The organism is Xanthomonas sp. PPL134, from assembly GCF_040595915.1.
In the GTDB taxonomy this organism is placed as follows: Bacteria; Pseudomonadota; Gammaproteobacteria; order Xanthomonadales; family Xanthomonadaceae; genus Xanthomonas_A; species Xanthomonas_A indica.
Window position 1 is genome coordinate 60,065 of record NZ_JAMDLL010000010.1, and the last position, 26,608, is coordinate 86,672.

Here is a 26,608-nt window from a genome sequence, read left to right on the forward strand (position 1 = left end):
GATCCTGACGCGCTTGACCGATTACTCCAATCGGCGGGTGCAAGCTGGCGGCCCATGAACGCGACCGATTACTCCCCCCCACGCTGGCTGCGCAACCCGCACGTCCAATCGGTACTGGGTTCCAGCCTGCTGCGCGTGCGCCGTGGCGAACAGCTGCTCGCCGCCAGCGGCGCCACCACCACCTCGCACATCCTCGACGGCGGCGATGGCGTGCGCCTGCAGGGCTGGCTCAGCGTGCCGGCCGGCGCCCCGCCGCGCGGCACCGTGCTGCTGCTGCACGGCTGGGAAGGCAGCGCCGACTCCAGCTACATGCGCCTGACCGCGGCGAAGATGCTGGCGCTGGGCTACCAGGTGTTCCGGCTGAACTTCCGTGACCACGGCGGCACCCATCATCTCAACGTGGATCTGTTCCACTCCGAGCGCCTGGACGAAGTGGTCAACGCCGCCTGCGACCTGTGGCAGCGCTTCCCCGCGCCGACCCTGCTGGCGGCCGGCTATTCGCTGGGCGGCAACTTCGCCCTGCGCCTGGCCCTGCGCGCGCCGGCCGCGGGCCTGCCGCTGCGCCACGTCGCCGCGGTGTGCCCGTTGCTGGACCCGGCCACCACCATGCAGCGGATCGAGAACGGCCCGCAGTTCTACGACTGGTACTTCCGCCGAAAGTGGCGCGAGTCGCTGTTGCGCAAGCGCGAACTATTCCCCGACCGCCACGGCTACGACGACGCCACCCTGGCGCTGGACATGCGCGGGCTGATGGCCTGGCTGGCCGAGCGCCATGCCGGCTTCGCCAGCCTGGACGCCTACTTCGACAGCTACTGCATCGCCGGCGAGCGCCTGCTCGGGCTGAGCGTGCCGGCCGACATCCTGATGGCCGAGGACGACCCGGTGATCCCGCTGGACGACTTCCGCAACTGGCGCCTGCCCGAGGTGGCCCGGCTGGAGATCGCGCACTGGGGCGGCCATTGCGGCTTCATCGAGAATGCGCGCGGCGACGGCTTCGCCGAACGCTGGGTGGCCGAACGGCTGACCGAGGGGTTGGTGGAAGCCTAGCCGGCCAGCGGGCGACCTCGCCCGCGCCGGCGTGCGACAGGTGCTCGGCAGGGTGGGCGCACCCGCGCCCCCGCGAGCGCGACACGTGTCGACGCGCCTTCCGTCGTTCCTGCATCACCGTCGTCACCGCGTCGCGCGCCTCGGCACACCGGCTCGTCTGCGCAGCCGGGCATGCGCGGCGCGCCTTGCCGACCACATCGCTTCCGCCCCGCGCAGGATCGGCACAGCGGCTTCCAGCGGGGCCCGCCGCGCCCGCCGCGTGGCCGCTGACGCCCGCGCAGGGCAGGCCGACGCTCCCGCTACAATGCCGGTTTGCCCCAACGCCGGACCCACATGCACCAGCCCATTCTCGACGCCCTGCGCCGCCAGGACACCGCCGACGCGCTGCGTCTCGCCCAGACCTGGGCCGCCGAGGCGGCCGACGACCCGCAGGCCTTCCGCTGGCTGGCGCTGGCGCAACAGCAGCACGGCGACACCGCCGCCGCCCTGGACAGCATCGGCCGCGCGATCGCGCTGGCGCCGGAAGACGCCAGCCTGCACCTGCTGCACGCCGGCATGTTGGTCAGCGCCAACGACCTGGCCCAGGCCGAGGATGCGTTGGCGCAGACCGCGGCGCTGGATCCCAACGAATTCCTCGCCTACGTGATGCGCGCGCACCTGGCGCTGGGCCGCGGCGACCTGGACGAAGTGGAGCGGCTGAGCCGCACCGCCGCGCGCCTGCGGCCGGAGCATCCGCAGTTGCTCGGCGTGGACGGCATGCTGGCGCTGCGCCGCGGCGACGCCGACCGCGCGCTGGCGCTGCTGGCGCGCGCCAGCAATGCCCTGCCGGACGACCCTCGCCTGCTCTACGCGCTGGGTTTCGCCTACCTGGACAAGCAGCACTTCGCCTTCGCCGAGACCGCGTTCCGCCGCGTCGCCGCGCTGACCCCGGGCACCGGCGCGGCGATGATGGCGCTGGTCGCGCAGCTGGCCTACCGCCAGGGCCGCCTGGACGACGCCATCACCGCGCTGGAAACGGTGCTGGCCGATCCGGCCGGCGACACCGCCAACATGCGCCGGCTGGCCGGCGAGTACGCCCTGCAGGCCGATCGTCCGGCCGAGGCGCTGGACCACCTGCGCCGCACCCTGGCGGTGGCCCCGGCCGACCGCCGCACCCTGCACGCGGCGCTGATCGCCTGGCAGCGCCTGGGCACGATCGACGACGCCCGCGCCACCCTGGAAGCGGCGCTGGCCACCACCACCGACGCCCACGACCTGTGGCTGGCGCGGCTGGCGCTGGAGCCGGTGGGCGGCCCCGAGGCGCGCGCGCTGATCGCGCGCTGGCAGGCGGCGATGCCGGCGCACGTGCCGGCGCTGGAAGCGCAGCTGCGCGTGCACGACATGGCCGGCGAGCGCGACCAGGGCGAGGCCGTGGCGCAGCGCATCGTGGCGCTGGAACCGGGCCGGCTCAGCGGCGAGGAACGCCTGGTCGAGGCGCTGCTGGAGCGCGGCGAGCACGATGCCGCCATCGCCCACGTGCGCGGCCTGATGCAGCGCATGCCCGAACACGACCGCACCGTGGTGCGGCCGTGGCTGGCGGCGGTGCAGGATGCGGCCGGGCGCCCGGAAGACGCGTTGGCGACCTGGGTGGCCTTCCAGCAGGAACAGTTGCCGCACCGCCTGCCGCTGCCGCCGCTGGGCCAGGCCCCGGCGCAGTGGCCGCCGCTGGGCACGGTCGACCCGCAGAACCAGGCGCGCCCGCTGTTCGTCTGGGGTCCCCCGGGCAGCGGCGTGGAGCGGGTGATTGCGGTGATCGACGCGGCCAGCCCGGTGCTGCGCGGTGACCGCTTCGGCCCGCAGCCGCCGACCGACGGGCTGCAGCGCTTCCGCAGCGTCGAGGAACTGGACAGCGGCGCCCTGGACGGTGCGGCGCTGGTCGCCGAGTGGCGTGCGCAGCTGCCGTCGCGCGGCGTCGGCGACGGCAACATCGTCGACTGGCTGCTGTGGTGGGACAACGCGCTGCTGCGCGCGCTGCGCCCGCACCTGCCGGAAGGGCGGTTGCTGGTGGTGCTGCGCGACCCGCGCGACATGTTGCTGGACTGGCTGGCCAACGGCGCCCCGGCGCCGCTGGGCCTGGCCTCGCCGGAGACCGGCGCGCAGTGGCTGGCCGCGGTACTGGCGCAGGTCGCCGACCTGCACGAGCAGGACCTGTATCCGCACCACCTGGTGCGCCTGGACGGGACCGAGCACGATCCGGCTGGCGTGGCGGCGGCGCTGGAGCAGGCGTTCGGCATGCCGTTCCCGACTATCGCCACGGTCGGCCCGCCGCGCCTGGCCGCCGGCCACTGGCGCGCCTACGCCGCCCCGCTGTCCGCCGCCTTCGCGCTGCTGACGCCGGTGGCGGTCCGCCTTGGCTACCCTGAAACCTGATCCCCCAAGGAGATTCACGCATGCGTCTTCGCAGTGACAGCATCCAGCCGGGTCAGCCCATCGCCGCGACCTACGCGATGGGCCAGGCCGACGGCTTCGGCGGCAACCGCAACCCCCACCTGGCCTGGGACGCGGTGCCGGCCGGTACTCAATCCTTCGTGCTGTTGTGCGTCGATCCGGACGTGCCGACCGTGGCCGAGATGGTCGGCCGCGACGACGTGCAGATCCCGGTCGAACAACCGCGCACCGAATTCGTGCATTGGGTGGCGGTGGACCTGCCGGCCGACCTGCGCGAGATCGCCGAGGGCAGCGCCAGCGACGGCGTGGTGCCCAAGGGCAAGCGGCAACCGCCCGGCCTGGCGGGCGCGCGGCAGGGATTGAACAGCTACACCGACTGGTTTGCCGGCGACGCGGCGATGGGCGGCGACTACCACGGCTACGACGGCCCGTATCCGCCGGCCAACGACCTGCGCGTGCACCGCTATTTCTTCCGCCTGTTCGCCCTGGACGTGGCGCGGCTGGACGTCCCGGCACGCTTCACCGCCGCCGACGCCCTGCGCGCAATGCAAGGCCACGTGCTGGCCGAAGCCAGCCTGCATGGCACCTACAGCCTCAATCCAGCGGCGAAGTGAGCCATAAAGCCCCTCTCCCACCGGGAGAGGGGTTGGGGTGAGGGTCCGGCGCGCGCAGCGCCTCGCCAAACTGTCATTGCGCGGCTTCGCCCGTACCCTCATCCGCCCCTGCGGGGCACCTTCTCCCGGCGGGGAGAAGGGAGAAGCCAAAGCCCCTCTCCCACCGGGAGAGGGGTTGGGGTGAGGGTCCGGGGCGCGCAGCGCCTCGCAAACTGTCATTGCGCGGCTTCGCCCGCACCCTCATCCGCCCCTGCGGGGCACCTTCTCCTGGCGGGAGAAGGGAGAAGCTAGAGCCCCTCTCCCACCGGGAGAGGGGTGGGGGTGAGGGTCGGCGCGCGCAGCGCCTAGCGGACTCGACCCCTCACGCCGCCGGCAGCCACAGCAGCAGCGCCGCGCCCAGCACGATGCGGTACACCGCGAAGGCGGTGAAACGGTGCGACTTGATGTAGCCCAGCAGCCACTTCACCACCACGAAGCCGGTGACCATCGAGGCGACGAAGGCCAGCGCCACGTCGCCCCAGTTCTCGCTGCCCAGGCCGCCGTCCTTGTACAGCTCCAGGAACGAGTAGGCGCTGGCCGCGAACATGGTCGGGATGCCGACCAGGAAGGCGAACTCGGCCGCGGCCGAGCGCTTGCTCAGGCCCAGCAGCATCGCCAGGAAAATCGTCGCCGCCGACCGCGAGGTGCCGGGGAACACGCCCGCCACCACCTGCGCCAGGCCGACCGCGATGGCCACCGTCCAGGTCACCGTCTCGCGTTCCGGCAGGCGCGCGGCGAAGTACTCGGCCACCAGCATCCACACGCCGCCGATCACCAGCGCCCAGGCCACCGGCTGCACGCTGTCGGGCAACTGCCAGCCGGCCTTGCGCACCACCAGGCCGACCACCGCGGTCACCAGGAAGGCGGCGCCCAGCTTGAACGCATAGTCGCGGTTGGCGCGGTCGCCCAGGCCGGTGGCCAGGTCCCACAGGCGCTGCCGGAACACGAGGGTGGTGGCCAGGATCGCGCCGGCCTGGATCACGATGTTGAAGAAGTCCGAACGGTGGCCGAGCCAGCGCTCGGCGATCAACAGGTGCCCGGTGCTGGAGATGGGCAGGAATTCGGTCAGGCCTTCGATGATGCCCAGCAGCAGGGCCGACAACAGATCGCTCATGGAGGAGAGGGTCGCGTTTTGGGGGAGGGGGAAGCTGGGCAAGGATAGAGCATCCGCCTTGTGCACAGATTTGGTGCGTTCATCTGCAAATGCACCACTTAAGTGCAGTGCATTTGCATCGTTTGCGTGCACGCTTCAGCAGAATCAAGGGCTTGTGAGTGCCACACGCTTGGCATGGCGATTGCTGATACTCGCCCACGCCCTTCACAACCCGAGGTTGCATCGAATGTCTGCGGAAACTATTGAGAAGCTGGTCAAGGACAACAAGATCGAGTTCGTCGACCTGCGCTTCGTCGACATGCGCGGCGTGCAGCAGCACGTCACCTTCCCGGTCAGCATCATCGAGCCGGCGCTGTTCGAGGAAGGCAAGATGTTCGACGGCAGCTCGATCGCCGGCTGGAAGGGCATTAACGAGTCGGACATGGTCCTGCTGCCGGACGCCGACACCGCCTTCGTCGATCCGTTCATGGCCGATCCGACCCTGGTGCTGACCTGCGACATCCTCGACCCGGCCACCATGCAGAGCTACGGCCGCGACCCGCGCGGCGTGGCCAAGCGCGCCGAGGCCTACCTCAAGTCCAGCGGCATCGCCGACCAGGCGTTCTTCGGCCCGGAGCCGGAATTCTTCATCTTCGACGGCGTGCGCTTCGGCAACGAGATGGGCCACACCTTCTTCAAGATCGATTCGGAAGAAGCGGCCTGGAGCAGCGGCAGCAAGTTCGAAGGCGGCAACAGCGGCTACCGTCCGGCGGTCAAGGGCGGCTACTTCCCGGTGCCGCCGACCGACTCGCTGCAGGACCTGCGCGCCGAGATGTGCAAGACCCTGGAGCAGGTCGGCATCGAAGTCGAAGTGCACCACCACGAAGTGGCCACCGCCGGCCAGTGCGAGATCGGCACCAAGTTCAACTCGCTGGTGAAGAAGGCCGACGAGCTGATGATGCTGAAGTACATCATCAAGAACGTCGCCTACCGCAACGGCAAGACCGCGACCTTCATGCCCAAGCCGATCGTCGGCGACAACGGCTCGGGCATGCACGTGCACCAGTCGCTGGCCAAGGGCGGCACCAACCTGTTCTCCGGCGACGGCTACGGCGGCCTGTCGCAGATGGCGCTGTGGTACATCGGCGGCATCTTCAAGCACGCCAAGGCGATCAACGCCTTCACCAACTCCGGCACCAACAGCTACAAGCGCCTGGTCCCGGGCTTCGAGGCGCCGGTGATGCTGGCCTACTCGGCGCGCAACCGTTCGGCCTCGTGCCGCATTCCGTGGGTGTCCAACCCGAAGGCGCGCCGCATCGAGATCCGTTTCCCGGATCCGCTGCAGTCCGGCTACCTGACCTTCGCCGCGCTGATGATGGCCGGCCTGGACGGCATCAAGAACCAGATCGACCCGGGCGCGCCCAGCGACAAGGATCTGTACGACCTGCCGCCGGAAGAGGAGAAGCAGATCCCGCAGGTGTGTTCCAGCCTCGACCAGGCGCTGGAAGCGCTGGATGCCGACCGCGAGTTCCTCAAGGCCGGCGGCGTGTTCACCGACGACTTCATCGACGGCTACATCGCGCTGAAGATGCAGGAAGTGACCAAGTTCCGCGCAGCCACGCACCCGCTGGAATACCAGCTGTACTACGCCAACTGAGTTCCACGCGCGGCGATGGCGAAGGCTTCCCCTCCCTCCTTCGCCATCGCCGCCACCTGCCCGGCTGGGGAGCCGCGCAGGTGGTCCGCGCCGCAGGTCGCGTCATCGATTGTCCAGGGGATGTACCGCGCAACAGAGCGCTTGCGTGCCGTGGGCCACGTTCCCTCCCACGTCGCCGTCGCCGCCGCACCTCGGGTGCGGTGGGCCACGGCGTGATCCACGGAACGCATCGCGCAGCAGTACCCGCACCGTTCGCGGCGCGGGCGATGGGTCCAGTGCCGGTCGGCCTTCGGCGGCCGGTTCCTTCCACCAACGGGGTATGCGCATGAAACTGATCACCGCCATCATCCGGCCATTCAAGCTCGACGAGGTCCGCGAGGCCTTGTCGCAGGCTGGGGTGTCCGGCATCACCGTCACCGAGGTCAAGGGCTTCGGTCGGCAGAAGGGCCACACCGAGTTGTATCGCGGTGCCGAATACGTCGTCGACTTCCTGCCCAAGATCAAGATCGAGACCGTGGTGACCGACGAACGTCTGGACGCCGTGGTCGAGGCGATCCAGGGCGCGGCCGGCACCGGCAAGATCGGCGACGGCAAGATCTTCGTCACCGCCATCGAGCAGGTCGTCCGCATCCGTACCGGCGAAATCGGCGCCGATGCGCTCTAACCCCACCTTGGAGCCCTTCATGAAGACAGGTCTGTTTGCCGGGTGGAAGGCCCGGTTCTACGCGGTATGCATGCTGATGCTGGTCAGCGCGATGGCGGTCGGCGTGCCCGGCAATGCCTTCGCCCAGGCCGAGGTCACCCCGGCGCCGACGCCGGACGTGGTCACCGAACAACTGACGCCGCCGCCCGCACCGGCGGCCGCGCCGGCCGCGGCCACGCCCGCGCCGGTGGTGGACAAGGGCGACGTCGCCTGGATGCTCACCTCCACGCTGCTGGTGCTGCTGATGGTGGTGCCCGGCCTGGCACTGTTCTACGGCGGCATGGTGCGCGCCAAGAACGTGCTGTCGGTGCTGATCCAGGTCGGCGTGGTGTTCTCGCTGATCGCGGTGCTGTGGGTGGTGTACGGCTACAGCCTGGCCTTCGCCGACGGCGGCCCGTTCATCGGCACGCTGCACAAGGCGCTGCTGGCCGGGGTCGACACCACCACGCTGGCCGACACCTTCTCCAAGGGCTTCAAGCTGCCGGAGTACGTGTTCGTCGCCTTCCAGCTGACCTTCGCCGGCATCACCGGCGCGCTGATCGTCGGCGCCTTCGCCGAGCGGGTGAAGTTCGCCGCGGTGCTGCTGTTCGTGGTCATCTGGTTCACCTTCGGCTACCTGCCGCTGGCGCACATGGTGTGGTCGGCCCCGGGCTTCCTGTTCGGCAAGGGCGCGCTGGACTTCGCCGGCGGCACCGTGGTCCACATCAACGCCGGCGTGGCCGGCCTGGTCGGTTCCTACTTCGTCGGCAAGCGCCTGGGCTTCGGCCACACCGCGCTGAAACCGCACAACGTGACCCTGACCTTCGTCGGCGCCTCGCTGCTGTGGGTGGGCTGGTTCGGCTTCAACGCCGGCTCGGCGCTGGAAGCCAATGCCACCGCGGCGCTGGCCTTCCTCAACACCCTGCTGGCCACCGCCGCGGCGGTGCTGGCCTGGTCGCTGACCGAGAAGGTGGTCAAGGGCAAGTCCTCGGCGCTGGGCGTGGCCTCGGGCATGGTCGCCGGCCTGGTCGGCATCACCCCGGCTGCCGGCACCGTGGGGCCGTTCGGCGCCATCGCGATCGGCGTGGCCGCCGGCGTGATCTGCGTGTGGGGCGTGACCGGGCTGAAGAAGCTGCTCAATGCCGACGACACCCTGGACGTGTTCGGCGTGCACGGCGTCGGCGGCATCGTCGGTGCGATCCTCACCGGCGTGTTCACCGACAAGGCGCTGGGCGGCATGGGCTACGCCGAGGGCGTGACCATGGGCCACCAGGTGCTGGTGCAGGCCGAAGGCGTGCTGATCACCGTCGGCTGGATCGGCGTGGTCTCGGTGGTCGGCTTCCTGATCGCCAAGCTGGTGGTCGGCCTGCGCGTGCCGGAAGACGCCGAGCGCGAGGGTCTGGACATCACCTCGCATGGCGAATCCGCCTACGAGTCCTGAGGTTCGCCGGCCCGCGGCGGCGGTCGCGGGCCTTGTCGCAGCGCGTGTGGCCGGTGCTGGTGGCCGGCCCTCGCGACCGCGGCCTTCGCCGGCGCTTCCTGGGGGGAAGCGCCGGCCATTCTCAAAAGATCGAGGTATTCCGCGTGGCCATTCGCCTCGCCACACCCCCGGCTTTCCGCAAGAGTCCTGGCTGCGTCGTGATGCAAGGCCGGGGAGTAGTGCCCACCGGTCCGCAGGCGGGCGCCCGCCGCGCCGCCCGCAAGGGCAGGGGCCGCGCCATACGCCGCTCGCCCGTGCCGCCTGCCTGGCTTTGCACTACATTGGTGCAATGGCCATGAACACCACGCCGCCCCCTCTTTCCGCCCTCGGCACCCCGGTGGTCTGGGCCGATGCCGACGGCCGCCTGCGTGGCGCCAACCCCGCCTTCGCGCGCTGGCTCGGGGTCAGCGTGCGGCGCCTGCTCGACCAGCCGCTGGCCTCGCTGGAAGTGCAGGGCGATGCGCTGGCGCGGTTCCTGCGCAACGACGAGCGCGACGTGCTGCGCCTGCACCGCATGGCCCTGGCCGTGCCCGGCGAGCCCCCGCGCTTCGCCGAGGGCTGGCTGTCGCGGCTGGACGACGGCGGCTGGCTGCTGGAAGCGCATCCGGTCGACGAATTCCCCACGCTGGACCCGGCGCAGGCCCTGCCGAACGCGCTCAGCGCGGCGCTGAAGGGCCTGGCCCATGAATTGCGCAATCCGCTGGCCGGGCTCAAGGGCGCGGCCCAGCTGCTGGCGCGCCGCGCCCAGCACCGCGACGAGGACGAGCGCGAACTGATCGAACTGATCGGCGCGGAGATCGAGCGCCTCAACAGCCTGCTCGACCAGTTGCTGTCGCCGGCGCCGGCGCGCCCGCACGCCATGCTCAACATCCACGCGGTGCTGGAGCGGGTGTTGCGCCTGGCCGAGAACGAAGGCGGCTGGTCGGTGCGCCTGCAGCGCGACTACGACCCCAGCATCCCCGAATTCCTCGGCGATGCCGACCGCCTCACCCAGGCGGTGTGGAACCTGGTGCGCAACGCGATCCAGGCCGGCGCCGCGCAGGTCACCCTGCGCACCCGCGTCGAGCACGGCCAGCGCGTCGGCGACCGCGTGCACGTGCGCGGCCTGCGCCTGGAGATCGTCGACGACGGCCGTGGCGTGCCCGAGGAACTGGCCGAGCACCTGTTCCTGCCGCTGGTCAGCGGTCGCGCCGAGGGCAGCGGCCTGGGCCTGGCGCTGGCCCAGCAGGTGGCGCGCGAGCATGCCGGCTCGCTGACCTACCGCTCCCGCCCCGGCCACACCGTGTTCACCCTGCTGCTGCCGCAGCGCGCAGCGGACACCGATTAGGAGCACTGCGATGACCGATTCCCTGCAAGGAATGCAACGTATCTGGGTGGTCGACGATGACCGTTCGGTGCGCTTCGTGCTGTCCACCGCGCTGCGCGACGCCGGCTACAGCGTGGACGGCTTCGACAGTGCCGCCGCCGCGCTGCAGGCACTGGCGCAGCGGCCCATGCCCGACCTGCTGTTCACCGACGTGCGCATGCCCGGCGACGACGGCCTGGTGCTGCTGGACAAGCTCAAGGCCGCGCATCCGCAACTGCCGGTGATCGTGATGTCGGCCTACACCGACGTGGCCAGCACCGCCGGCGCTTTCCGCGGCGGCGCCCACGAGTTCCTGTCCAAGCCGTTCGACCTGGACGACGCGGTGGCGTTGGCCGCGCGCGCGCTGCCCGATGCCGGCAGCGCCATCGCCGCGACGCCGGCAGTGGCGTCGGCCGGGCAGGGCAGTACCGAACTGATCGGCGACACCCCGGCGATGCGCGCGCTGTTCCGCGCCATCGGCCGGCTGGCGCAGGCGCCGCTGTCGGTGCTGATCAACGGCGAGACCGGCACCGGCAAGGAACTGGTCGCGCACGCGCTGCACACCGAGTCGCCGCGCGCGCGCAAACCGTTCGTCGCGCTCAACACCGCCGCCATCCCGGCCGAACTGCTGGAGAGCGAACTGTTCGGCCACGAGGCCGGCGCGTTCACCGGCGCCCAGCGCCGCCACATCGGCCGCTTCGAACAGGCCGACGGCGGCACCCTGTTCCTCGACGAGATCGGCGACATGCCGCTGCCGCTGCAGACCCGGCTGCTGCGCGTGCTGGCCGAGAACGAATTCTTCCGCGTCGGCGGGCGCGAACTGATCCGGGTCGACGTGCGGGTGATCGCCGCCACCCACCAGGACCTGGAAGCGCTGGTCGAACAGGGCCGCTTCCGCGCCGACCTGCTGCACCGGCTGGACGTGGTGCGGCTGCAGTTGCCGCCGCTGCGCGAGCGCCGCGCCGACGTGCCGCAACTGGCCGAGAACTTCCTGGCGATGGCCGCGCGCAAGCTCGACACCCCGCCCAAGCGGCTGGCGCCGGCGGCGCTGGACGCACTGCGCGCCTATCCGTGGCCGGGCAACGTGCGCGAGCTGGAGAACGTGTGCTGGCGCCTGGCGGCGCTGGCGCCGGCGGAGATCATCGACGCCGGCGACGTCGAGGCCGCCCTGCTGCGCGGCGGCCGCCGCGAGCGCAGCGGCGACGGCGGCGAGTGGGACGCGCAGCTGTCGGCCTGGGCGCAGCAGCGCCTGTCCGACGGCGCCGAAGGCCTGCACGCCGAGGCCCGCGAGCGCTTCGACAAGGCACTGCTGGAAGTGGCGCTGCGCTTCACCCAGGGCCGCCGCGCCGAGGCCGCCGCCCGCCTGGGCGTGGGCCGCAACACCGTCACCCGCAAGCTGGGGCCCGGGCGCCGGCGGCGCTGAAGTTCGTGATTCGGGATGGCCAGCCTGCGGCTGTCGAGAGCCGGGATTGGGGATTCGCAAAAGCGTAGCGCTATGAGATTGGGCGCAATGCCCTGTGATGTCATGCCCTTTCACACATCCATGCAGCGGGCGACATCTGCCCGCGCATGGGAAATCGCCGCTCCAAATCCCCAATCCCGACTCCCGAATCCCGGCTCTCGACAGCCGCAGGCTGGTCATCCCGACTCCCGACTCCCAAATCCCGGCCGGTTAGACTGCGCGCCGTGCGCCTTCATGAGGTCTGCACGGCTGCCCCTCTAGTTTCGCCCTGCCACAGGAGTCGATGTCGATGCGTTATGGATTGCCCCTCGCCGCGAGCGCCTTGTTGATGCTGGCCGCGTGCAGCAGCGCGCCGCCCAAGGCCCCGCCGCCGCCGCCCAAGGCCCCGCCGTTGCCGAGCGCCAGCACCGTGCAGCAGGCGCAGGCCGTATTGGCACCGGCCTCCGGCAGCCTGGTCAGCGGCAAGCTGTCGCTGGTCGCCGCGCCCGGCGGCGTGCGCATCACCGGCACGCTCGGCGGCCTGCAGCCCAACCGCAGCTTCGCCTTCCATGTACACGAGCGCGGCGACTGCAGCGCGGCCGACGCCAGCAGCGCCGGCGGCCACTTCAACCCGCTCGGTGCCCCGCACGGCCGCGCCGGCAACGGCCCGCACCACGCCGGCGACATGGACAACCTCAACGCCAATGCCGACGGCACCGCGCAGATCGACGTGCTGCTGCACGGCGTGGTGCTCGGCGGCGGCGCGGCCAACGACATCGTCGGCCGCGCGCTGGTGGCGCATGCCGATCCGGACGACTACCGCAGCCAACCGGCCGGCAATGCCGGCGCGCGCGTGGCCTGCGGCGTGATCCGCCCGCTGCGCTGACCCCGCATCGCTACTTCCGCCCGGGTCCGCCTGGGAGGTCCGTCCGCATTCCGCGGCTCTGCAACGAAGGAGAACCCCATGCGTCGTACCCTTCCCAGTCTGCTGTTCCTGGCCACCACCCTGGCGCTGAGCGCCTGCAAGCGCGAGGAACCGGCGGCCACGCCGGCGCCGACCCCGGAACCTGCCGCCGCTCCCGCGGCCAGCGCGCCACCGGCCGCCGCCAATGCCACCGGCAGCGCCAGCGCCTCGCTCAGCCCGACCCAGGGCAACGAAGTGGCCGGCGAGGTCAAGTTCACCACCGTCGACGGCGCCGTGCACGTCACCGGCACCATCACCGGGCTCAAGCCCAACAGCGAGCACGGCTTCCACATCCATGAGTTCGGCGACTGCAGCGCGCCCGACGGCAGCAGCGCCGGCGGCCATTTCAACCCGGCCAAGACCGAGCACGGCCAGGTCGGCAGCGATCCGCACCACGGCGGCGACATGCCCAACCTCAAGGCCGATGCCGAGGGCAAGGCGACCATCGATGCGGCGGTGTCCAACAACGTCAACATCGGCAAGGGCGACGGCTTCGACATCCTCAACCACGCGGTGATCGTCCACGCCGACCCGGACGACTACAAGAGCCAGCCCACCGGCAACGCCGGCGGCCGTCTGGCGTGCGGCGTGATCAAGGGCGACGCGGCGGCCGCGCCGGCGCAGTAAGCGCCCGCCGTATGACGTTCTCATGGCGGCGTCCGCGTTGCGGGCGCCGCCATGTCTTCCGCTCCATGGATGTGGACGTGCCTGATCGGCGCTGATATCCGGCGAACGGCTCCAGTCGCGCCGGGTCGCGGCTGGATGCCGCAGAGCGGCGGCGTGCGTCGGGGTCAGCGATGCTGTGATTCCGCCAGTTGCCGACGGACCTGCATCAGGGCGAAGCCCAGCAGATTCTCGCCCTGCCACGTCGTGGGATCGGCGGCGCGCGGGTCGTCCGCCGCCAGGCCGATGCCCCAGATCCGGTCGACCGGACTGGCTTCGACCAGCACCCTGTCGTCGGTCCCGAGCAGGAAGGTTTTCAGCGCCGCGTGCTGGCCGAACTTGCCCAGGTTGCCCGCGATGACCAACTGCATGCGGGCGTCGCGCCAGGTGGATTCATCGAAACCCTGGATCTCCCGCCCGATCGCCTTGACCTCGCCCGGGTGCGCTGCGGCCAGAATGCGGACGCAGGCGGCGTGATCGCCAAATAGCCGCGCCTTGCCGGCCATCATGTAATGCTCGGCGGTGGGGTAAGTCACCGAATCGAGCACGAAGGGCGCCTCGAACCATTGGCTGAAGCAACTGCGGTCGATGGCGCCGGGCTGTTTCGGCGTATGCCCCCAGAAGTGGACGAACTTGAGGTGTTCGCCCGCTTGCTGACGTGCGCACAGCGCTTCCACGGTCAACACGGTGTGCATGGATGTCCCCGCTGGAAATCAAGTTCGTCTGCACTGCTGCAATCCCGCGGTGCCAGGGCAGCGCCGCGGATGCTGCGACATGCCGTTGCGGCCGCCTGTTGCCGCGTCACCCGGCATCGCATTCTCTCTGCAACGCGCGTGCGCCCGGAGGCCATCGCTGGCGCGCTTGCTCCGGTCGGGCGGTGACCAGCCAGTGGAGGTGCCGACGCGGCTCAGGCCGCCAGCAACGCCTGCTTGGCGTCCTGCCCGCTTTCGCAGTGCACGTACAGCACCGGCAGGCCGTGGGCCTCCAGCACCGCGGCCAGTTGCCGCTGCCGGGCCAGGTACTGCTCGTAGACCCGCTGCAGGCGCTCGCAGTCCTGGCGGTCGTAGGCGTAGTGCGCGCACCAGCTGGCCGGGTCGAACAGGGCCATGCGCACCTCGCCGTCGCGGTAACGCAGCAGTGGCTCGGGCGGGGATTGCAGCCATTCCTCCTGGTCCGGCGCCAGCAGTGCCGTCTCGATCAGCGGCCACAGCGGCGCCAGGCCCTGGTTGTCGTACTGCATCGACATCATCGCCGCCAGGTCGTTGCCGGTCAGGTAGCGGGCGTGTTCGATCTCCGCGCCGAAGCCCTGCTGCGCCAGCAGCGCGGTGTCGGCCTGGGCCATGCCCTGCGCCAGCAGCACTTCTTCCAGCGCCGCAGCTACCGCCTGCACGGTGTCGTCGGGGCCGCTGAGCAGGAACGGCACGATCCGCAGCGCGCCGCCGCGCAGGCCGCTATCGGCCTGGAACGGCAGCGGCACGCTGCCGTCCGCATCGGTGCCGAAGGCCAGCAGCCGCGGGCCGTCATTGCGGCCGGGCGCGCGGGCCGCGAGTTCCTCCAGGCGCCGGTGCAGCGGCCAGCCCGGGCGCAGCGCTTCGGCCGGGTCGAAATGCGCGCCGGCCAGGCTCAGCTCCAGCTCGCGCACCGCCGGTACCAGCTGCGCCAGGTCGCGGCCGACCTTCTCGGCCAGCTCGGCGGCCTGCGTGTGCGGCAGCGCCGGATGCACCGGTTCGCGCCCGGAGGACAGTTCCAGGGCGATCACCCCGCGGGCGTGGCTGTTGGCGAAGGCTTGGGTCATGGGATTGGCGGTTGGCCCGTCGCGGGCGCATAGCTACACTCGCTTCATTATGCCTGCGCTAACGTGCAGGCCATGTCCCCGACTCCCCTCGCGCGAGGTAATCCCATGCCAGCAGCCCGTCCCGTCGCCATTCTCGGCGGCGTCCGCATTCCGTTTTGCCGGCAGAACACGGCGTATGCGGATGTCGGGAACCTCGGCATGTCGGTGCGCACGCTGGGCGCGCTGGTCGAGCGTTACGGGCTGCACGGGCAGCAGCTGGGCGAAGTGGCCATGGGCGCGGTGATCAAGCATTCCAGCGACTGGAACCTGGGCCGCGAGGCCGCGCTGTCCTCCGGGCTGTCGCCGCTGACCCCGGGCATCACCCTGCAGCGCGCCTGCGGCACCAGCCTGGACAGCATCATCACCGTGGCCAACAAGATCGCGCTGGGGCAGATCGAGTCGGGCATCGGCGGCGGCTCGGACACCACCTCCGAGGTGCCGATCGTCTACGGCAAGAAGCTGCGCGCCCGGCTGCTGGCGGCCAACCGCGCCAAGAGCGCCGGCGACAAGCTGCGCGCGCTGACCCGCGGCTTCAAGTTCGCCGAACTCAAGCCCGAATTCCCCGGCGTGGCCGAGCCGCGCACCGGCAAGAGCATGGGCGACCACTGCGAGGACATGGCCAAGCAGTGGAACATCTCGCGCGATTCGCAGGACGCCTGGGCGGTGTCCTCGCACAAGAAGCTGGCCGCCGCCTACGAGCGCGGCTTCTTCGCCGACCTGATCGCGCCGTTCCGCGGCGTGGAGCGCGACAACATCCTGCGCGCGGACACCTCGCTGGAGAAGCTGGCCACGCTGAAGCCGGCGTTCGACAAGGTCAGCGGCCGCGGCACCCTGACCGCGGCCAACTCGACCCCGCTGACCGACGGCGCCGCCGCCGTGCTGCTGGCCTCGGAGGAATGGGCGCAGGCGCATGGCCACGTGCCGATGGCCTACCTGCGCGATGCGCAGGTGTCGGCGGTGGATTTCGTGCACGGCGAAGGCCTGCTGATGGCACCGACCATCGCGGTGCCGGAGATGCTCAAGCGCCACGGCCTGCGCCTGCAGGACTTCGATATCTACGAGATCCACGAGGCCTTCGCCGCGCAGGTGCTGTGCACGCTGCGCGCCTGGGAGAGCGAGGACTACTGCCGCACCCGCTTGGGCCTGGACGCGCCGCTGGGGCAGATCGATCCGGCCAAGATCAATCCACTGGGCTCGTCGCTGGCCACCGGCCATCCGTTCGCCGCCACCGGCGCGCGCATCGTCGCCACCGTCGCCAAGCAGCTGGTCGAACGCGGCGGCGGCCGCGCGCTGATCTCGATCTGCACCGCCGGCGGCATGGGCGTGGTGGCGATCGTCGAACGCTGAGCGTGTCCGCGGGCGGCGCGCGGGCATGCGCCCACGCGCCGGCCTCGGCCGCAGTCCCACTGCTTGCGCCGTCTGATCGAAGGCGCTCGTGGCGCCCGTCTGCCGCGCTACCATGCCTGCCGATTCGCCCCGCACCACGCGGGCGACACGGCGCGCAGGGGGCGCAGGCCATGACCGAGCAGGGCAGTTTCAATCCGTACCAGGCGCCCAGCGTCGCCACCGCGTCCGGCCTGCCGCCGCCACTGCCTGGCGAGACGCTCTGGCGCGACGGCAACGAGGTGCTGTGCCTGCGCGACGCGCCGTTCCCGCCGCATTGCGTGAAGTGCGGAGCGGCACTGCGTGCCGACGAACTGAAGAAGCGCACGTTCTACTGGCACGCCCCGGGCTGGTACCTGCTGATCCTGGTGAGCATCCTGATCTATGCGATCGCGGCACTGGTCGCGCGCAAGCGCAGCAGCCACGTGCTCGGGATGTGCGCGACGCATCGCCGCCGGCGCAACCGCTTCATCCTGCTGAGCGCCGGTGCCTTCCTGGTGGGTCCGCTGCTGGGTTTGGCCGTCGGAGGCGAGGGCGGGTTCTGGTTGGGAGGCGCCGTGTTTCTGGTCATGCTGATCTGGGGCATGTTCGGTGCGCGCATCCTGGTGCCGCGGCGCATGGACGAGCGCCATGCGCGCTACAAGGGCCTGGCGCCAGAGTTCCTGTCGCGCCTGCCGGCGCTGAGCGGGTGGACAGGTCAGTGGTACCGTCGGATCGGTGAGCGCCGCGCGGCTGGCACGGCCACACGACGATCATCGCTGAATCCCGCCGGGCTTTCGGGATCTCGCCGGCCGCGCAGCGGTCCCGGCGCGATGCGCGCGTGCTCTTGCGTCGGTGATGCCTGAGACGCGCTTCGCCGCGGATCAGCGCCAGGTAACCTTGTCTCGTGGGCAGGCTCTGAGCGTCTCCCTGACAACGACAGGAAGCATCCTGTAGGAGCGGCTTCAGCCGCGACCGGGGGTTCCTGGGAATGCCCGGTCGCGGCTGAAGCCGCTCCTACGGGGCAAACGGCATTCTGCGCAACGTGGCAAAAGCCGGCGATCGGCGCTGCCGGTTAGCCACGTGGGGCAGTCGCGATCGCGCGTCGCGGCCGAGCCCAAACAGGGGCCACCAAGCCGCGCCTACTCCCGCGTTCGTCCCGGACTCAGTCCTCCAGTCTTGGAAACCCATGCGCGTCGCGGCGCTCGGTGCCATCCGGATCCGGCGCGATCGGGGTGACCGGGGCGACCGGTTCGGGCAGCGGCTGCGCCGGTTCGCCACGCCGCACGCGCAGCGCATTGGCGTAGCAGCGCTGCGCCGCGAGCATGTCGCCAGCGTCGGCATGGCCGTCGCCGAACACTTCCCAGGCCTCGGCACCGGCGCCGAGCGCCAGCGCGCGATGCAGGAATTCCTCGGCCTGCGGCCACTGCTGCTGGTGCCGGGCCAGGCGCGCCAGGGTTAGCAGCAGCGCCGGGCTGTCCGGGTGCGCCTGCAGCCAGCGCTGTGCACTGGCGCGACGCGAATCGTACTTCTCCACCGGCAGGCGTCCGTACAGCGCGGCCAGGCCTTCGTCCCAGCGCGTGTCCAGCGCCTGCTCCAGGCTGCGCAGCGCCGCATCGTCCCAGCGCAGCGCCGCCGCGCGCACCGCATAGGCGGCCACGACGGCCGGCTCGCTGCGCAGCGACTTGGGCAGGCTTTCCCAGCGCTCGGCCAGGGCATTGGCATCGCCGGCCTGGTCCAGCGAGGCCGCGGCCAGGCGTGTCTCCAGCGTGGCGATCGCCTCCAGCGGCAAGGCCTGCTGCTGGCGGATCGCGCCGAGCTGGCCGTAAGCCTCGCCGGCGCGGCCGATGCGGGCCAGCGCCTCGGTGCGCAGCAACAGCCCGCGCGGCGGCAGCGGCTGCGCCGCGGCCACGTCCAGCGCGTTGATCGCATCGACCGGGCGCTGCTGCTCCAGGTGCAGTTCGGCCTGCAGCAGCGCGTGCGCGGCAGCATCGCGTTCGGCCAGGCGCCGCAGGTGGCGCTCGGTCGATTCGCGGTCGCCGCGCGCATCGGCCGCGCGCACCGCGGCGATCAGCGCGATGGCGCTGACCTCGGGATCTTCGGCGGCGGCGTTGAGTTGCTTCTCGGCCCGCGTCCACTGGCCGGCGTGGGCGGCAGCCAGGCCGTCGAGCAGGCGCGCGCGCGACTGCTTGCGGCGGCGCCGGCCCCAGGCGCGGAACGGGAAACTGAGCACGTTCCACACCAGCCACAGCGCCAGGAACGCGATCACCAGCAGCAGCGAGGCCTGCGGCAGCGAGGCGATGTAGTCGGTGCCGCCGACGCGCACGATCACCTCGCCCAGTTGGCGGACCTGGTCCTGCCCCAGCCATTGCGCACCGATCACGCCCAGCGCGATGACGATCAACAGCACGATCAGGGAACGAAGCGATTTCATGACGGGCTCCTTGCGTCGCGCATCGCGCGCAACTGCTGCAGGGTGGTTCCGAGTTCGGGAATGGTCGGGCGCAGATCGGCGTTGGCCAGGGTGCGCAGCGCGGCGCGGCGTTCGCGCAACTGCGGCGATTCCGGCCACAGCCGCGACAGCCAGCGCCCGGCGCCGGCCAGTGCGCTGCGATAGCCGCGCGTGTCGCCGCGCTCCAGCGCCGCGCGCGCCAGGGTCAGGTCGAGCTGCAGCGCATCGTGGGCGGCCACGCGCTCCGATCCGGCGGCCAGCACGCCGCCCTGCGAGGGACGGATCTTCACCAGCGGCGCCAGCAGGCGCTGCCACAGCGGCTGTTGCGCGTTCTCCGGCAATTGCGTCGGCAGGGCGGCGAGGCTGGCGGAAAACGCATCCAGTTGCGCCGCCAGGCGCGCCTGCGGGCCGTCGCCCAGCGCATCCAGGGCGGTGCGTTCCTGCAGCAGCGCCTGGCGCAGGTTGAGGAACTGCGGATCGTCGATGCCGTCCAGCACGCCGCTGGCCAGGGCGTAGGCGCGGCGCGCGCCGACCGCGTCGCCAGCCAGCAGCAAGCGCTGCTGGCCCTGGTTGAGCAGCAGCTCGACCTCGTCCAGGCGCAGCGCCTGCGCGCCGTGGCGGTTGGAATCGGCGAGCTTGGCGACATTGGCTTCCAGCAGCGCGCTGCGCTGGCTCAGGCCGAGCATTTCGTCGCGCAGCACGCGGTTGGTGCTGGCCGCGTCCTGCAGCCGCTGCGCGGTGGCGCGCTGGTCGCGACGCAGGCTGTCCTGGGCCTGCTGCAACGCTTGCAACTGCTGCTGCAGGTCCGATTGCTGGGCCAGCTCGCGCGCGCTGTGCGCCTGCCACCAGTCCCAGCCACGCCAGCCGGCGAACGCCAACGCGGCCAGCGTGGCGAGTACCAGCAGCAACCAGATCCAGCGTGTGGAACGGCGAGGCGTGATCGGGATTTCGTCGGTCATCGGCAGCGTCCTGGGGGGCCGTCGCCCGTCGCGAGCAAGGCGGCGGGTGGCGCGGCACCGCCGGAGCATGGCGTGAGCGGCACTGCGGCCGCAACCCGGGCGCTGGCCCGCGTTCAGCGAGGTGGCGAGCGCGTCACGATCGCGACCGCGGTGGCCACCAGTTGTTGCGGCATTGGTCCGGCCGCCTGCACCACCTCGGTAAATCCCAGGTCTCTCGCCAGCGCCGCCAGACGCGCGCTGGCGGCGACGACGGGGCGCATGCGCCAGGCCTGTGCCAATTCGTCGGGCAACTGCGCCAGCAGCTGGTGCAGCGCCTCGCCGCTGCTCAAGGCCAGCACCCCGGGCGGCGCTGCACGCAGGCGGGCGAGGTCGGCCGGGCGCAACGGCACCGGTTCGCGGACATACACGTCGGCGCGCAGCAGCGGGGTGCCGCGTGCCTGCAGGTGCGCGGCGATCAGGCCGCGGCCACCGGGCGCGGTGACCAGGCCCACCGGCAGGTCCGGTGCGGCCAGTTCCGGCAGCGCCAGCAGGCCGTCGCTGTCCATCCGCGCCGGCGTCGCCACCTCGGCGATGCCGTGCTCGCGCAATGCGTGGGCTGTGCCCGCGCCCACCGCCAGCCAGCACTGCCCAGGGCGTGCCGCCAGTGGCTGCAGCGCCGCCGCCGCGCGCACCGCCGCCGGGCTGCTGACGATGACCCGCGGTGCGGCCAATGCCGCGGCCAGGGCCGCACGCGTGGCGGGATCGGCACGCGACCGCAGCCGCCACGGCGACACCGCCAGCACGCGCCCGCCGCAGCGCGCCGCGGCCCGCCGCAGCGGTGCGTGCTCGCCCTGCGGGCGCAGCGAGATCAGGGTCCAGGCCGGGGCGGCGGTTGCATGCGCGCTCATGCCAGGCATTATGCAAGCCCCCACCGGCAGCACAATCGCACCATGGCAGCGGATCTTTCCTTCGAGGCGTTCCTGCAGCAGCTGCAACGCCAGTTCCAGGCCATGCCGCCGGTGGCGGCGCTGCAGGTCGCCGTGCACGCCTATGCCGACCGGCGCCTGCATGTGGTCGCGCCGCTGGCGGCCAACATCAACGACAAGGGCAATGCCTTCGGCGGCAGCCTGGGATCGGTGATGACCCTGGCCGGCTGGGGGCTGGTCAACTGCGAGCTGCACCGCGCCGGGCTGCAGGCCGATGTCTACGTCGCCGACAGTCAGGTGCGCTACCTGGCGCCGCTCTACGCCGATCTGCACGCCCAGGCCAATGCCGACACGGAAGGCGACTGGGACGTGTTCGTGCACACCTTCCGTCAGCGCGGCCGCGCCCGCATCGGCATCCAGGCCCAGGTCGGCGCGCCCGGTGCGGCGGCGGCAGCGACCCTGGGCGGTCGCTTCGTGGCCATCGCCAAAGGGTAGGATGCGCGGATCGCGCGCCCCGCGCGCCGCCACCTGGACGCCGCCATGCCTTCGATGTTCCGCGCGCTCGCGCTGCTGTTGCTGCTGGGCTGGACCGGCGCGGCCGTGGCCGGCAGCCGCGCGCAACAGCGCAAGCTCGACGACCTGCAGACCGCCTACGCCGCCGCGGTGCGCTGGAGCGAGTTCGAAACCGCCTGGCAGGCGGTGGATCCGGCCTACCGCCAGGCGCACCCGCTGACCGATCTGCAGCTGGAGCGCTACCGGCAGATCCAGGTCTCCTCCTACAAGGTCGGCGGCGGCGCGGTCGGCGAGGGCGAGGCGCTGCGCGAGATCGAGCTGGGCGTGATCAACCGCAATACCCAGGCTGAGCGCATCGTCCGCTACCGCGAGCGCTGGCGCTGGGATCCCGAGGCCAAGACCTGGTGGCTGCAGGACGGCCTGCCGGACCTGTGGAACGGCCAGTAGCGCGGTCGCCGAGCTGTGCGACAATCGGCGCCCGCTTCCCGCCCCCGAGTCCCGTGAACTTCGAAGAACTGCTGGCCTTCGCCGGCCGCAACCCGATGCTGGCCCTGGCCCTGGTGGGCCTCACCATCGCCCTGATCGTCACCGAAGTGGCGCGCCTGTTCCGTGGCTACAAGAGCCTGCGGCCGGCCGAGCTGACCCGCCTGATCAACGCCGGCAATGCGGTGCTGGTCGACCTGTCGGCCTCGGCCGATTTCGAGAAGGGCCACATCGCCGGCAGCCGCAACGCCACCGCCAGCCAGTTCGGCCCCGAGCACAAGCTGGTGGCCAACGCCAAGGCGCAGCCGGTGGTGCTGGTCTGCCGTACCGGCACCACCGCCGACGGCGCCGCCAAGCAGTTGAAGAAGGCCGGCTTCGAGCAGGTCTACGTGCTGGAGGGCGGCATCGCCGCCTGGCAGCAGGCCGAGCTGCCGCTGGTCAAGGGCCGCTGAGACACCGCGCCCGGCCGGCCCCCGAGGGGCGCGGCCGGCGTGTGATAATCCCGTTTCTTTCTGTTACCGAATCCACCGGAGTCAAGCAATGTCCGACGTCACCAACAACGGCGCCGCGGCGCCGGCCGAAGCCGCGGCCGGTCCCGCTTTCACCATCGAGAAGATCTACGTCAAGGACGTGTCCTTCGAGTCCCCCAACGCGCCGTCGGTGTTCAACGACAACGCGCAGCCGGAACTGCAGCTCAACCTCAACCAGCGCGTGCAGCAGCTCAACGAGCAGGCCTTCGAAGTGGTGCTGGCCGTGACCCTGACCTGCACCGCCGGCGGCAAGACCGCCTACGTGGCCGAAGTGCAGCAGGCCGGCGTGTTCGGCCTGGTCGGCCTGGACCCGCAGGCGGTGGACGTGCTGCTCGGCACCCAGTGCCCGAGCATCCTGTTCCCGTACGTGCGTTCGCTGGTCAGCGACCTGATCCAGGCTGGCGGCTTCCCGCCGTTCTTCCTGCAGCCGATCAACTTCGAGGCCCTGTACGCCGAGACCCTGCGCCAGCGCGCGCAGCAGGGCGAGGGCCAGTCGCTGGCCGATTCGGAGCCGGCCGGCAACGCCTGAGCGCGTCCGCCGTTGCGCATGCGCGATAACGCCAAGAAGAAGATCGCCGTTCTCGGCGCCGGCTCCTGGGGCACGGCGCTGGCGTCACTGACCGCACGGCACGGGTATCCGACCGTGCTGTGGGGGCGCGATGCCGTGGTCGCCGAGGCCATCGGGCAGCGTCACGAAAACCCGCGCTACCTGCCGGGGATCGCGCTGCCGGAGGGCCTGCAGGCCACCACCGACCTGGCCGCGGCCATCGACGGTGCCGACTGGATCCTGGTGGTGGTGCCGTCGCATGCGTTCACCGACACCCTGCGCCAGCTGGCGCCGCTGCGCCCGGCGCAGGCCGGCGTGGCCTGGGCGACCAAGGGCTTCGAGCCCGGGTCGGGGCGTTTCCTGCACGAAGTGGCACAGGAGATCCTGGGCGAGGACGTCCCGCTGGCGGTGGTGACCGGCCCGTCCTTCGCCAAGGAAGTGGCCCTGGACCTGCCCACCGCGGTGACCGTGCACGGCGATGCCGCCTTCGCGCAGCAGGTCGCCGACGCGATGCACGGCCCGACCTTCCGCGCCTACACCGGCGACGACATGGTCGGCGCCGAACTGGGCGGGGCGATGAAGAACGTGCTGGCGGTGGCCACCGGCGTGGCCGACGGCATGGAGCTGGGCCTCAACGCCCGCGCCGGCCTGATCACCCGTGGCCTCAACGAGATGCTGCGGCTGGCCGCGGCGATCGGCGCCAAGCCGGAAACCCTGATGGGCCTGGCCGGGCTGGGCGACCTGGTGCTGACCTGTACCGGCGACCTGTCGCGCAACCGCCGGCTGGGCCTGGCGCTGGGCCGTGGGCAGCCATTGCAGGAGGCGGTCCGCGCGATCGGCCAGGTGGTCGAGTCGGTGCAGACCGCCGACGAGGTGATGCGCCAGGCCGAGCGCCACGGCATCGACCTGCCGATCTCCAACGCGGTGCGCGCGGTCCTGCACGGCGAACTGACCCCGGCGGTCGGCCTGCAGCAGTTGCTGGCGCGCGAGCAGAAGCCCGAGTACCCGACCACCCTGTTCAGTTGATCCGGCCAGCTGCCGGAAACGCGAACGCCCGGCCTGGCCGGGCGTTTTCGTTTCCGACGCCGGCGCGCCATTGGTATCCGGCGCGGCCAGGCAAAAAAAAGCCCGGTCGTTGGACCGGGCCTTCCGAGCCGCGCGCGGCGGGAGAGAGAGACGACGCGCGCGGCGCTAGGCAACGCTTACCAGCTGAAGCGCGGGCCGACGAACCATTCCTTGTCGCCGTGGCGGTCCATCTTCAGGTCGGCGCTCAGGCCCCAGTTCTGGTTCAGCTTGGCCTGGGCGCCCAGACGGCCGTAGAACTGGCCTTCCGGATTGATGCCGTCCTTCTTCGCGTAGTCTTCGTAGCCGCCCAGTGCATAGACTTCCAGGTACGGGTTGAACGCGGTGCGGATACCCGCTTCGGCGCTCCAGCCGTTGAACTTGGTGCCGTATTCCGGGTCGAAACGGTTGTAGGCCACGCGGGTCACCAGGTCGGTGCTGGTCGCGATCTCGTGGTTGTAACCGGCGCCGATGCGCCACTGGTCAACGCGCACGTCGCCGAAATCGGTCTTCTGGCGGTTGAAGTCGCCGAACACGCTGAAGTTCGGGTGGAACGCGTAGGAACCCTTGACAGCCCAGCCGTCGGCATCGCCGCCGCTGGCGTCGGTCTTGACGTAGCCGCCCTCGACATAGTTGTAGGAAAGGCCTTCGGCAGCCGAAGCGGCGAACGGCAGGGTGGCCAGGAGGCCGAGAGCAAGCAGAGAGGTCTTCATAATCGGGTACCTTCGTTATTAGGTTTTGTCGGCGCTGAGGCGTGGGGCCGTTCGCTGCCGATATGTAAATTATCCGTTAGCGACCCGAACTCGCCCTGAATCCCGAACTGACTAGTACATAAATAAAACGCCCTGTTCAGGAACGGCGGCGCGCTGCCGGGATGCAGTTCACACCGCTCTGCGAGCGCTGCCGGCAGGCAGTTGATGATCCTCATCCACAGCGTGGTTCTGCACGTGGTCCAGGTGCGCCGGATCAGCGCGGCCTGGCTGGGGCACGCCACGGTGCGGCAAGATCCGGCCCTGAAGGCCCGGGGTCACCGGAGCTGTGCCTCGCGTTGTCGGGGGAGCGCGGATGCCCTCGTGCCTCCGTCGTCCTCTACAACGCGGCGAGTTTCTCGATCGCATCGCGTACGCGCTGCCTGTCCATGGGCACGACCGAGCGGTGGATCGTCGCGCCTTCGATGAAGGCGTCGATGGCGGCGGACGCCACGGTGGAAAAATGCGTTTCCAGCGCCGCCCGGCTCCTGGCCATCCACTGCTGCATGATCGCGGTCATCTCCGGATGCCGGCGGGCGAAGGCATACAGCTCGTAGCTCAGCAGCAGCACCCGCGGCGAGGCCGTTGCCTCGGCGAAGATGATGTTCACCACCGCGTCCAAGGCCTGCGCGTGGCTCTGCGCGGCGCGGATTTCGGCGGCGAAGTCGGTGGATACCTCCTGGGAAAACCGGGTGAACGCGGCCACCAGCAACGCGTGCATGGAGCTGAAGTAGTAGGTGGTGGCGCTGAGCGGAACGCCGGCTTCCTCGGCGACCTTGCGGAAGGTGGTGCCCGCGACGCCGTGGTCCAGGACCACCCGCAGGGCGGCCTGCTCGATCGCGTCCTTCCGGTGCGGATCCTGCCGCCAGGTCCTGCCGCTCATGCCTGCCCAACGCTGTTTTCGACGAGCGCCGATGATCGCAGTTCGCGGTTGACACCTCAATTGGTACGGATGTACAAATTCGCCGATGAGGTCGACCAAGGCCATCGCCGCGATGGCGCCTCCGAAACAGCGACGCGAGGAGCAGGGCGATGGCCAATACCGGGGAGCGGGACGTGGATACCGGTCGCCGCGCGACCCTGGGCGGGCTCGCCGCCGGCGGAGTCGTGCTGGCCACCGGGGCGCCTGCCGTCGGCGCGCGCGCTGCGCCAGCGTCCGGTTGGGAGGCCGGCACCTGGCTCAACGCGCCCAAGGTCCATCGGCTCCTGCGCGGCGGCGTGCTCGAGGTCGTCACCGACAAGGGCGGCGATTTCTGGCGCGAAACCCACTACGGGTTCACCCGTGACAGCGGACATTTCCTCGGCATCGCCGCGCCCGCGCGCTTCACTTGCCAGGTGCGCATCCGTGGGAACTTCGAACAGCTCTACGATCAGGCCGGCCTCATGGTCCGGATCGACGCGCGCCGTTGGGTCAAGGCCGGCATCGAACTGAGCGACGGCCGGACGATGCTCAGCAGCGTGTTGACCGATGGCCGCTCGGACTGGGCCACCGGCCCGTACGAAGCCGACGCCTCGGATTTCTGGATGCGTGCCACCGTGGACAAGGGCGTGTTGCGCCTGCAGGTCTCGCGCGACGGCAAGTACTGGCCGCTGGTGCGGCTGTGCCCGTTTCCGGTGGCGTCCTCCTACCTCGTGGGCCCGATGACGTGCACGCCGGAACGCGAGGGATTGAAGGTCCGCTTCTCCGATTGGAGCCTGGGGCCGGTGCTCGGCAAGGACCTGCACGACCTGTCCTGACCCGCGCTAACGCCCTCGCGTTC

General features: G+C 70.9%; 26 protein-coding genes. 18 read left to right on the plus strand and 8 right to left on the minus strand.

Going from position 1 to position 26,608, the window contains the following annotated elements; all coding sequences use genetic code 11:
• Positions 1-54 precede the first annotated feature (54 nt).
• The 3 genes from M3U25_RS16445 (at position 55) to M3U25_RS16455 (ending at position 4,088) form a co-directional block, all read left to right on the plus strand.
• A complete protein-coding gene (locus M3U25_RS16445; RefSeq protein ID WP_355502160.1) occupies positions 55-1,047 on the plus strand; it encodes an alpha/beta fold hydrolase in 993 nt (330 codons plus the stop codon).
• 333 nt (positions 1,048-1,380) lie between these two features.
• Positions 1,381-3,456, plus strand: a complete 2,076-nt coding sequence (locus M3U25_RS16450; RefSeq protein WP_355502162.1) for a tetratricopeptide repeat protein — start codon at positions 1,381-1,383, stop codon at positions 3,454-3,456.
• Between the two features lie 20 nt (positions 3,457-3,476).
• Positions 3,477-4,088 carry a YbhB/YbcL family Raf kinase inhibitor-like protein gene (locus M3U25_RS16455; RefSeq protein ID WP_355502165.1) on the plus strand — a complete coding sequence of 204 codons (612 nt, stop codon included), beginning with the start codon at positions 3,477-3,479 and terminating at the stop codon, positions 4,086-4,088.
• Positions 4,089-4,449: 361 nt separating this feature from the next.
• Here M3U25_RS16455 and M3U25_RS16460 read toward each other — a convergent pair whose 3' ends face one another.
• Positions 4,450-5,241, minus strand: coding sequence for an undecaprenyl-diphosphate phosphatase (locus M3U25_RS16460; RefSeq protein ID WP_010341074.1), 792 nt, complete (start codon positions 5,239-5,241; stop codon positions 4,450-4,452).
• 226 nt (positions 5,242-5,467) lie between these two features.
• On the opposite strand from M3U25_RS16460, the gene glnA reads away from it, so the two are divergent.
• From glnA to M3U25_RS16495, 7 genes are all read left to right on the plus strand, one after another.
• Positions 5,468-6,877, plus strand: coding sequence for a type I glutamate--ammonia ligase (gene glnA, locus M3U25_RS16465; RefSeq protein ID WP_242159101.1), 1,410 nt, complete (start codon positions 5,468-5,470; stop codon positions 6,875-6,877).
• A 325-nt stretch (positions 6,878-7,202) separates the two neighbouring features.
• On the plus strand, positions 7,203-7,541 hold the full coding sequence (locus M3U25_RS16470) for a P-II family nitrogen regulator (RefSeq protein WP_010341076.1): 339 nt from the start codon (positions 7,203-7,205) through the stop codon (positions 7,539-7,541).
• A gap of 19 nt (positions 7,542-7,560) precedes the next feature.
• Complete coding sequence (gene amt / locus M3U25_RS16475; RefSeq protein ID WP_242159102.1) at positions 7,561-9,000, plus strand: ammonium transporter; 1,440 nt, start codon at positions 7,561-7,563, stop codon at positions 8,998-9,000.
• 328 nt (positions 9,001-9,328) lie between these two features.
• Entirely contained in the window at positions 9,329-10,366 is a 1,038-nt protein-coding gene (locus tag M3U25_RS16480) for an ATP-binding protein (protein WP_355502171.1), read from the plus strand.
• A 10-nt stretch (positions 10,367-10,376) separates the two neighbouring features.
• A complete protein-coding gene (ntrC, locus tag M3U25_RS16485) occupies positions 10,377-11,807 on the plus strand; it encodes a nitrogen regulation protein NR(I) (RefSeq protein ID WP_355502174.1) in 1,431 nt (476 codons plus the stop codon).
• Between the two features lie 328 nt (positions 11,808-12,135).
• Positions 12,136-12,711, plus strand: coding sequence for a superoxide dismutase family protein (locus M3U25_RS16490; RefSeq protein WP_355502177.1), 576 nt, complete (start codon positions 12,136-12,138; stop codon positions 12,709-12,711).
• Between the two features lie 78 nt (positions 12,712-12,789).
• Entirely contained in the window at positions 12,790-13,416 is a 627-nt protein-coding gene (locus M3U25_RS16495) for a superoxide dismutase family protein (RefSeq protein ID WP_242159105.1), read from the plus strand.
• Between the two features lie 164 nt (positions 13,417-13,580).
• Here M3U25_RS16495 and M3U25_RS16500 read toward each other — a convergent pair whose 3' ends face one another.
• Together M3U25_RS16500 and M3U25_RS16505 are read right to left on the minus strand one after the other, a co-directional pair.
• Positions 13,581-14,147, minus strand: a complete 567-nt coding sequence (locus M3U25_RS16500) for an NADAR family protein (protein WP_355502181.1) — start codon at positions 14,145-14,147, stop codon at positions 13,581-13,583.
• Positions 14,148-14,359: 212 nt separating this feature from the next.
• Positions 14,360-15,247 (minus strand): hypothetical protein, encoded by an 888-nt coding sequence (locus M3U25_RS16505; protein WP_355502184.1) that lies wholly within the window; start codon positions 15,245-15,247, stop codon positions 14,360-14,362.
• A gap of 105 nt (positions 15,248-15,352) precedes the next feature.
• On the opposite strand from M3U25_RS16505, the gene M3U25_RS16510 reads away from it, so the two are divergent.
• The gene (locus M3U25_RS16510; protein ID WP_355502187.1) at positions 15,353-16,633 is read left to right on the plus strand and encodes an acetyl-CoA C-acetyltransferase; all 1,281 of its coding nucleotides are present in this window, start codon (positions 15,353-15,355) and stop codon (positions 16,631-16,633) included.
• Positions 16,634-16,803: 170 nt separating this feature from the next.
• The gene (locus tag M3U25_RS16515) at positions 16,804-17,514 is read left to right on the plus strand and encodes a hypothetical protein (RefSeq protein ID WP_355502190.1); all 711 of its coding nucleotides are present in this window, start codon (positions 16,804-16,806) and stop codon (positions 17,512-17,514) included.
• Between the two features lie 299 nt (positions 17,515-17,813).
• Here the strand turns inward: M3U25_RS16515 and M3U25_RS16520 are convergent, their stop codons facing one another.
• From M3U25_RS16520 to M3U25_RS16530, 3 genes are all read right to left on the minus strand, one after another.
• Positions 17,814-19,082 (minus strand): heme biosynthesis HemY N-terminal domain-containing protein, encoded by a 1,269-nt coding sequence (locus M3U25_RS16520; protein WP_355502193.1) that lies wholly within the window; start codon positions 19,080-19,082, stop codon positions 17,814-17,816.
• A complete protein-coding gene (locus M3U25_RS16525) occupies positions 19,079-20,059 on the minus strand; it encodes a uroporphyrinogen-III C-methyltransferase (RefSeq protein WP_355502197.1) in 981 nt (326 codons plus the stop codon). The genes M3U25_RS16520 and M3U25_RS16525 overlap by 4 nt, the downstream gene beginning before the upstream one ends.
• Before the next feature lie 113 nt (positions 20,060-20,172).
• Positions 20,173-20,955, minus strand: a complete 783-nt coding sequence (locus tag M3U25_RS16530) for a uroporphyrinogen-III synthase (RefSeq protein WP_355502200.1) — start codon at positions 20,953-20,955, stop codon at positions 20,173-20,175.
• A gap of 33 nt (positions 20,956-20,988) precedes the next feature.
• Between M3U25_RS16530 and M3U25_RS16535 the strand changes: the two genes are divergently transcribed.
• The 5 genes from M3U25_RS16535 (at position 20,989) to M3U25_RS16555 (ending at position 24,063) form a co-directional block, all read left to right on the plus strand.
• Positions 20,989-21,459: a YiiD C-terminal domain-containing protein gene (locus M3U25_RS16535; protein ID WP_242159112.1), complete on the plus strand. Its 471-nt coding sequence runs from the start codon at positions 20,989-20,991 to the stop codon at positions 21,457-21,459.
• Between the two features lie 45 nt (positions 21,460-21,504).
• Positions 21,505-21,924 (plus strand): hypothetical protein, encoded by a 420-nt coding sequence (locus M3U25_RS16540; RefSeq protein ID WP_242159113.1) that lies wholly within the window; start codon positions 21,505-21,507, stop codon positions 21,922-21,924.
• A gap of 53 nt (positions 21,925-21,977) precedes the next feature.
• Positions 21,978-22,412, plus strand: a complete 435-nt coding sequence (locus M3U25_RS16545; RefSeq protein WP_019797227.1) for a rhodanese-like domain-containing protein — start codon at positions 21,978-21,980, stop codon at positions 22,410-22,412.
• A gap of 88 nt (positions 22,413-22,500) precedes the next feature.
• Entirely contained in the window at positions 22,501-23,019 is a 519-nt protein-coding gene (gene secB, locus M3U25_RS16550; protein WP_160947900.1) for a protein-export chaperone SecB, read from the plus strand.
• An 18-nt stretch (positions 23,020-23,037) separates the two neighbouring features.
• A complete protein-coding gene (locus M3U25_RS16555) occupies positions 23,038-24,063 on the plus strand; it encodes an NAD(P)H-dependent glycerol-3-phosphate dehydrogenase (protein ID WP_242159114.1) in 1,026 nt (341 codons plus the stop codon).
• A gap of 176 nt (positions 24,064-24,239) precedes the next feature.
• On the opposite strand, the gene M3U25_RS16560 is transcribed toward M3U25_RS16555, so the two are convergent.
• Together M3U25_RS16560 and M3U25_RS16565 are read right to left on the minus strand one after the other, a co-directional pair.
• Positions 24,240-24,812 (minus strand): Ax21 family protein, encoded by a 573-nt coding sequence (locus M3U25_RS16560; protein WP_010340063.1) that lies wholly within the window; start codon positions 24,810-24,812, stop codon positions 24,240-24,242.
• A gap of 376 nt (positions 24,813-25,188) precedes the next feature.
• On the minus strand, positions 25,189-25,836 hold the full coding sequence (locus M3U25_RS16565; RefSeq protein WP_355502207.1) for a TetR family transcriptional regulator: 648 nt from the start codon (positions 25,834-25,836) through the stop codon (positions 25,189-25,191).
• A 44-nt stretch (positions 25,837-25,880) separates the two neighbouring features.
• On the opposite strand from M3U25_RS16565, the gene M3U25_RS16570 reads away from it, so the two are divergent.
• Complete coding sequence (locus M3U25_RS16570; RefSeq protein ID WP_355502210.1) at positions 25,881-26,585, plus strand: DUF1349 domain-containing protein; 705 nt, start codon at positions 25,881-25,883, stop codon at positions 26,583-26,585.
• Positions 26,586-26,608 lie beyond the last annotated feature (23 nt).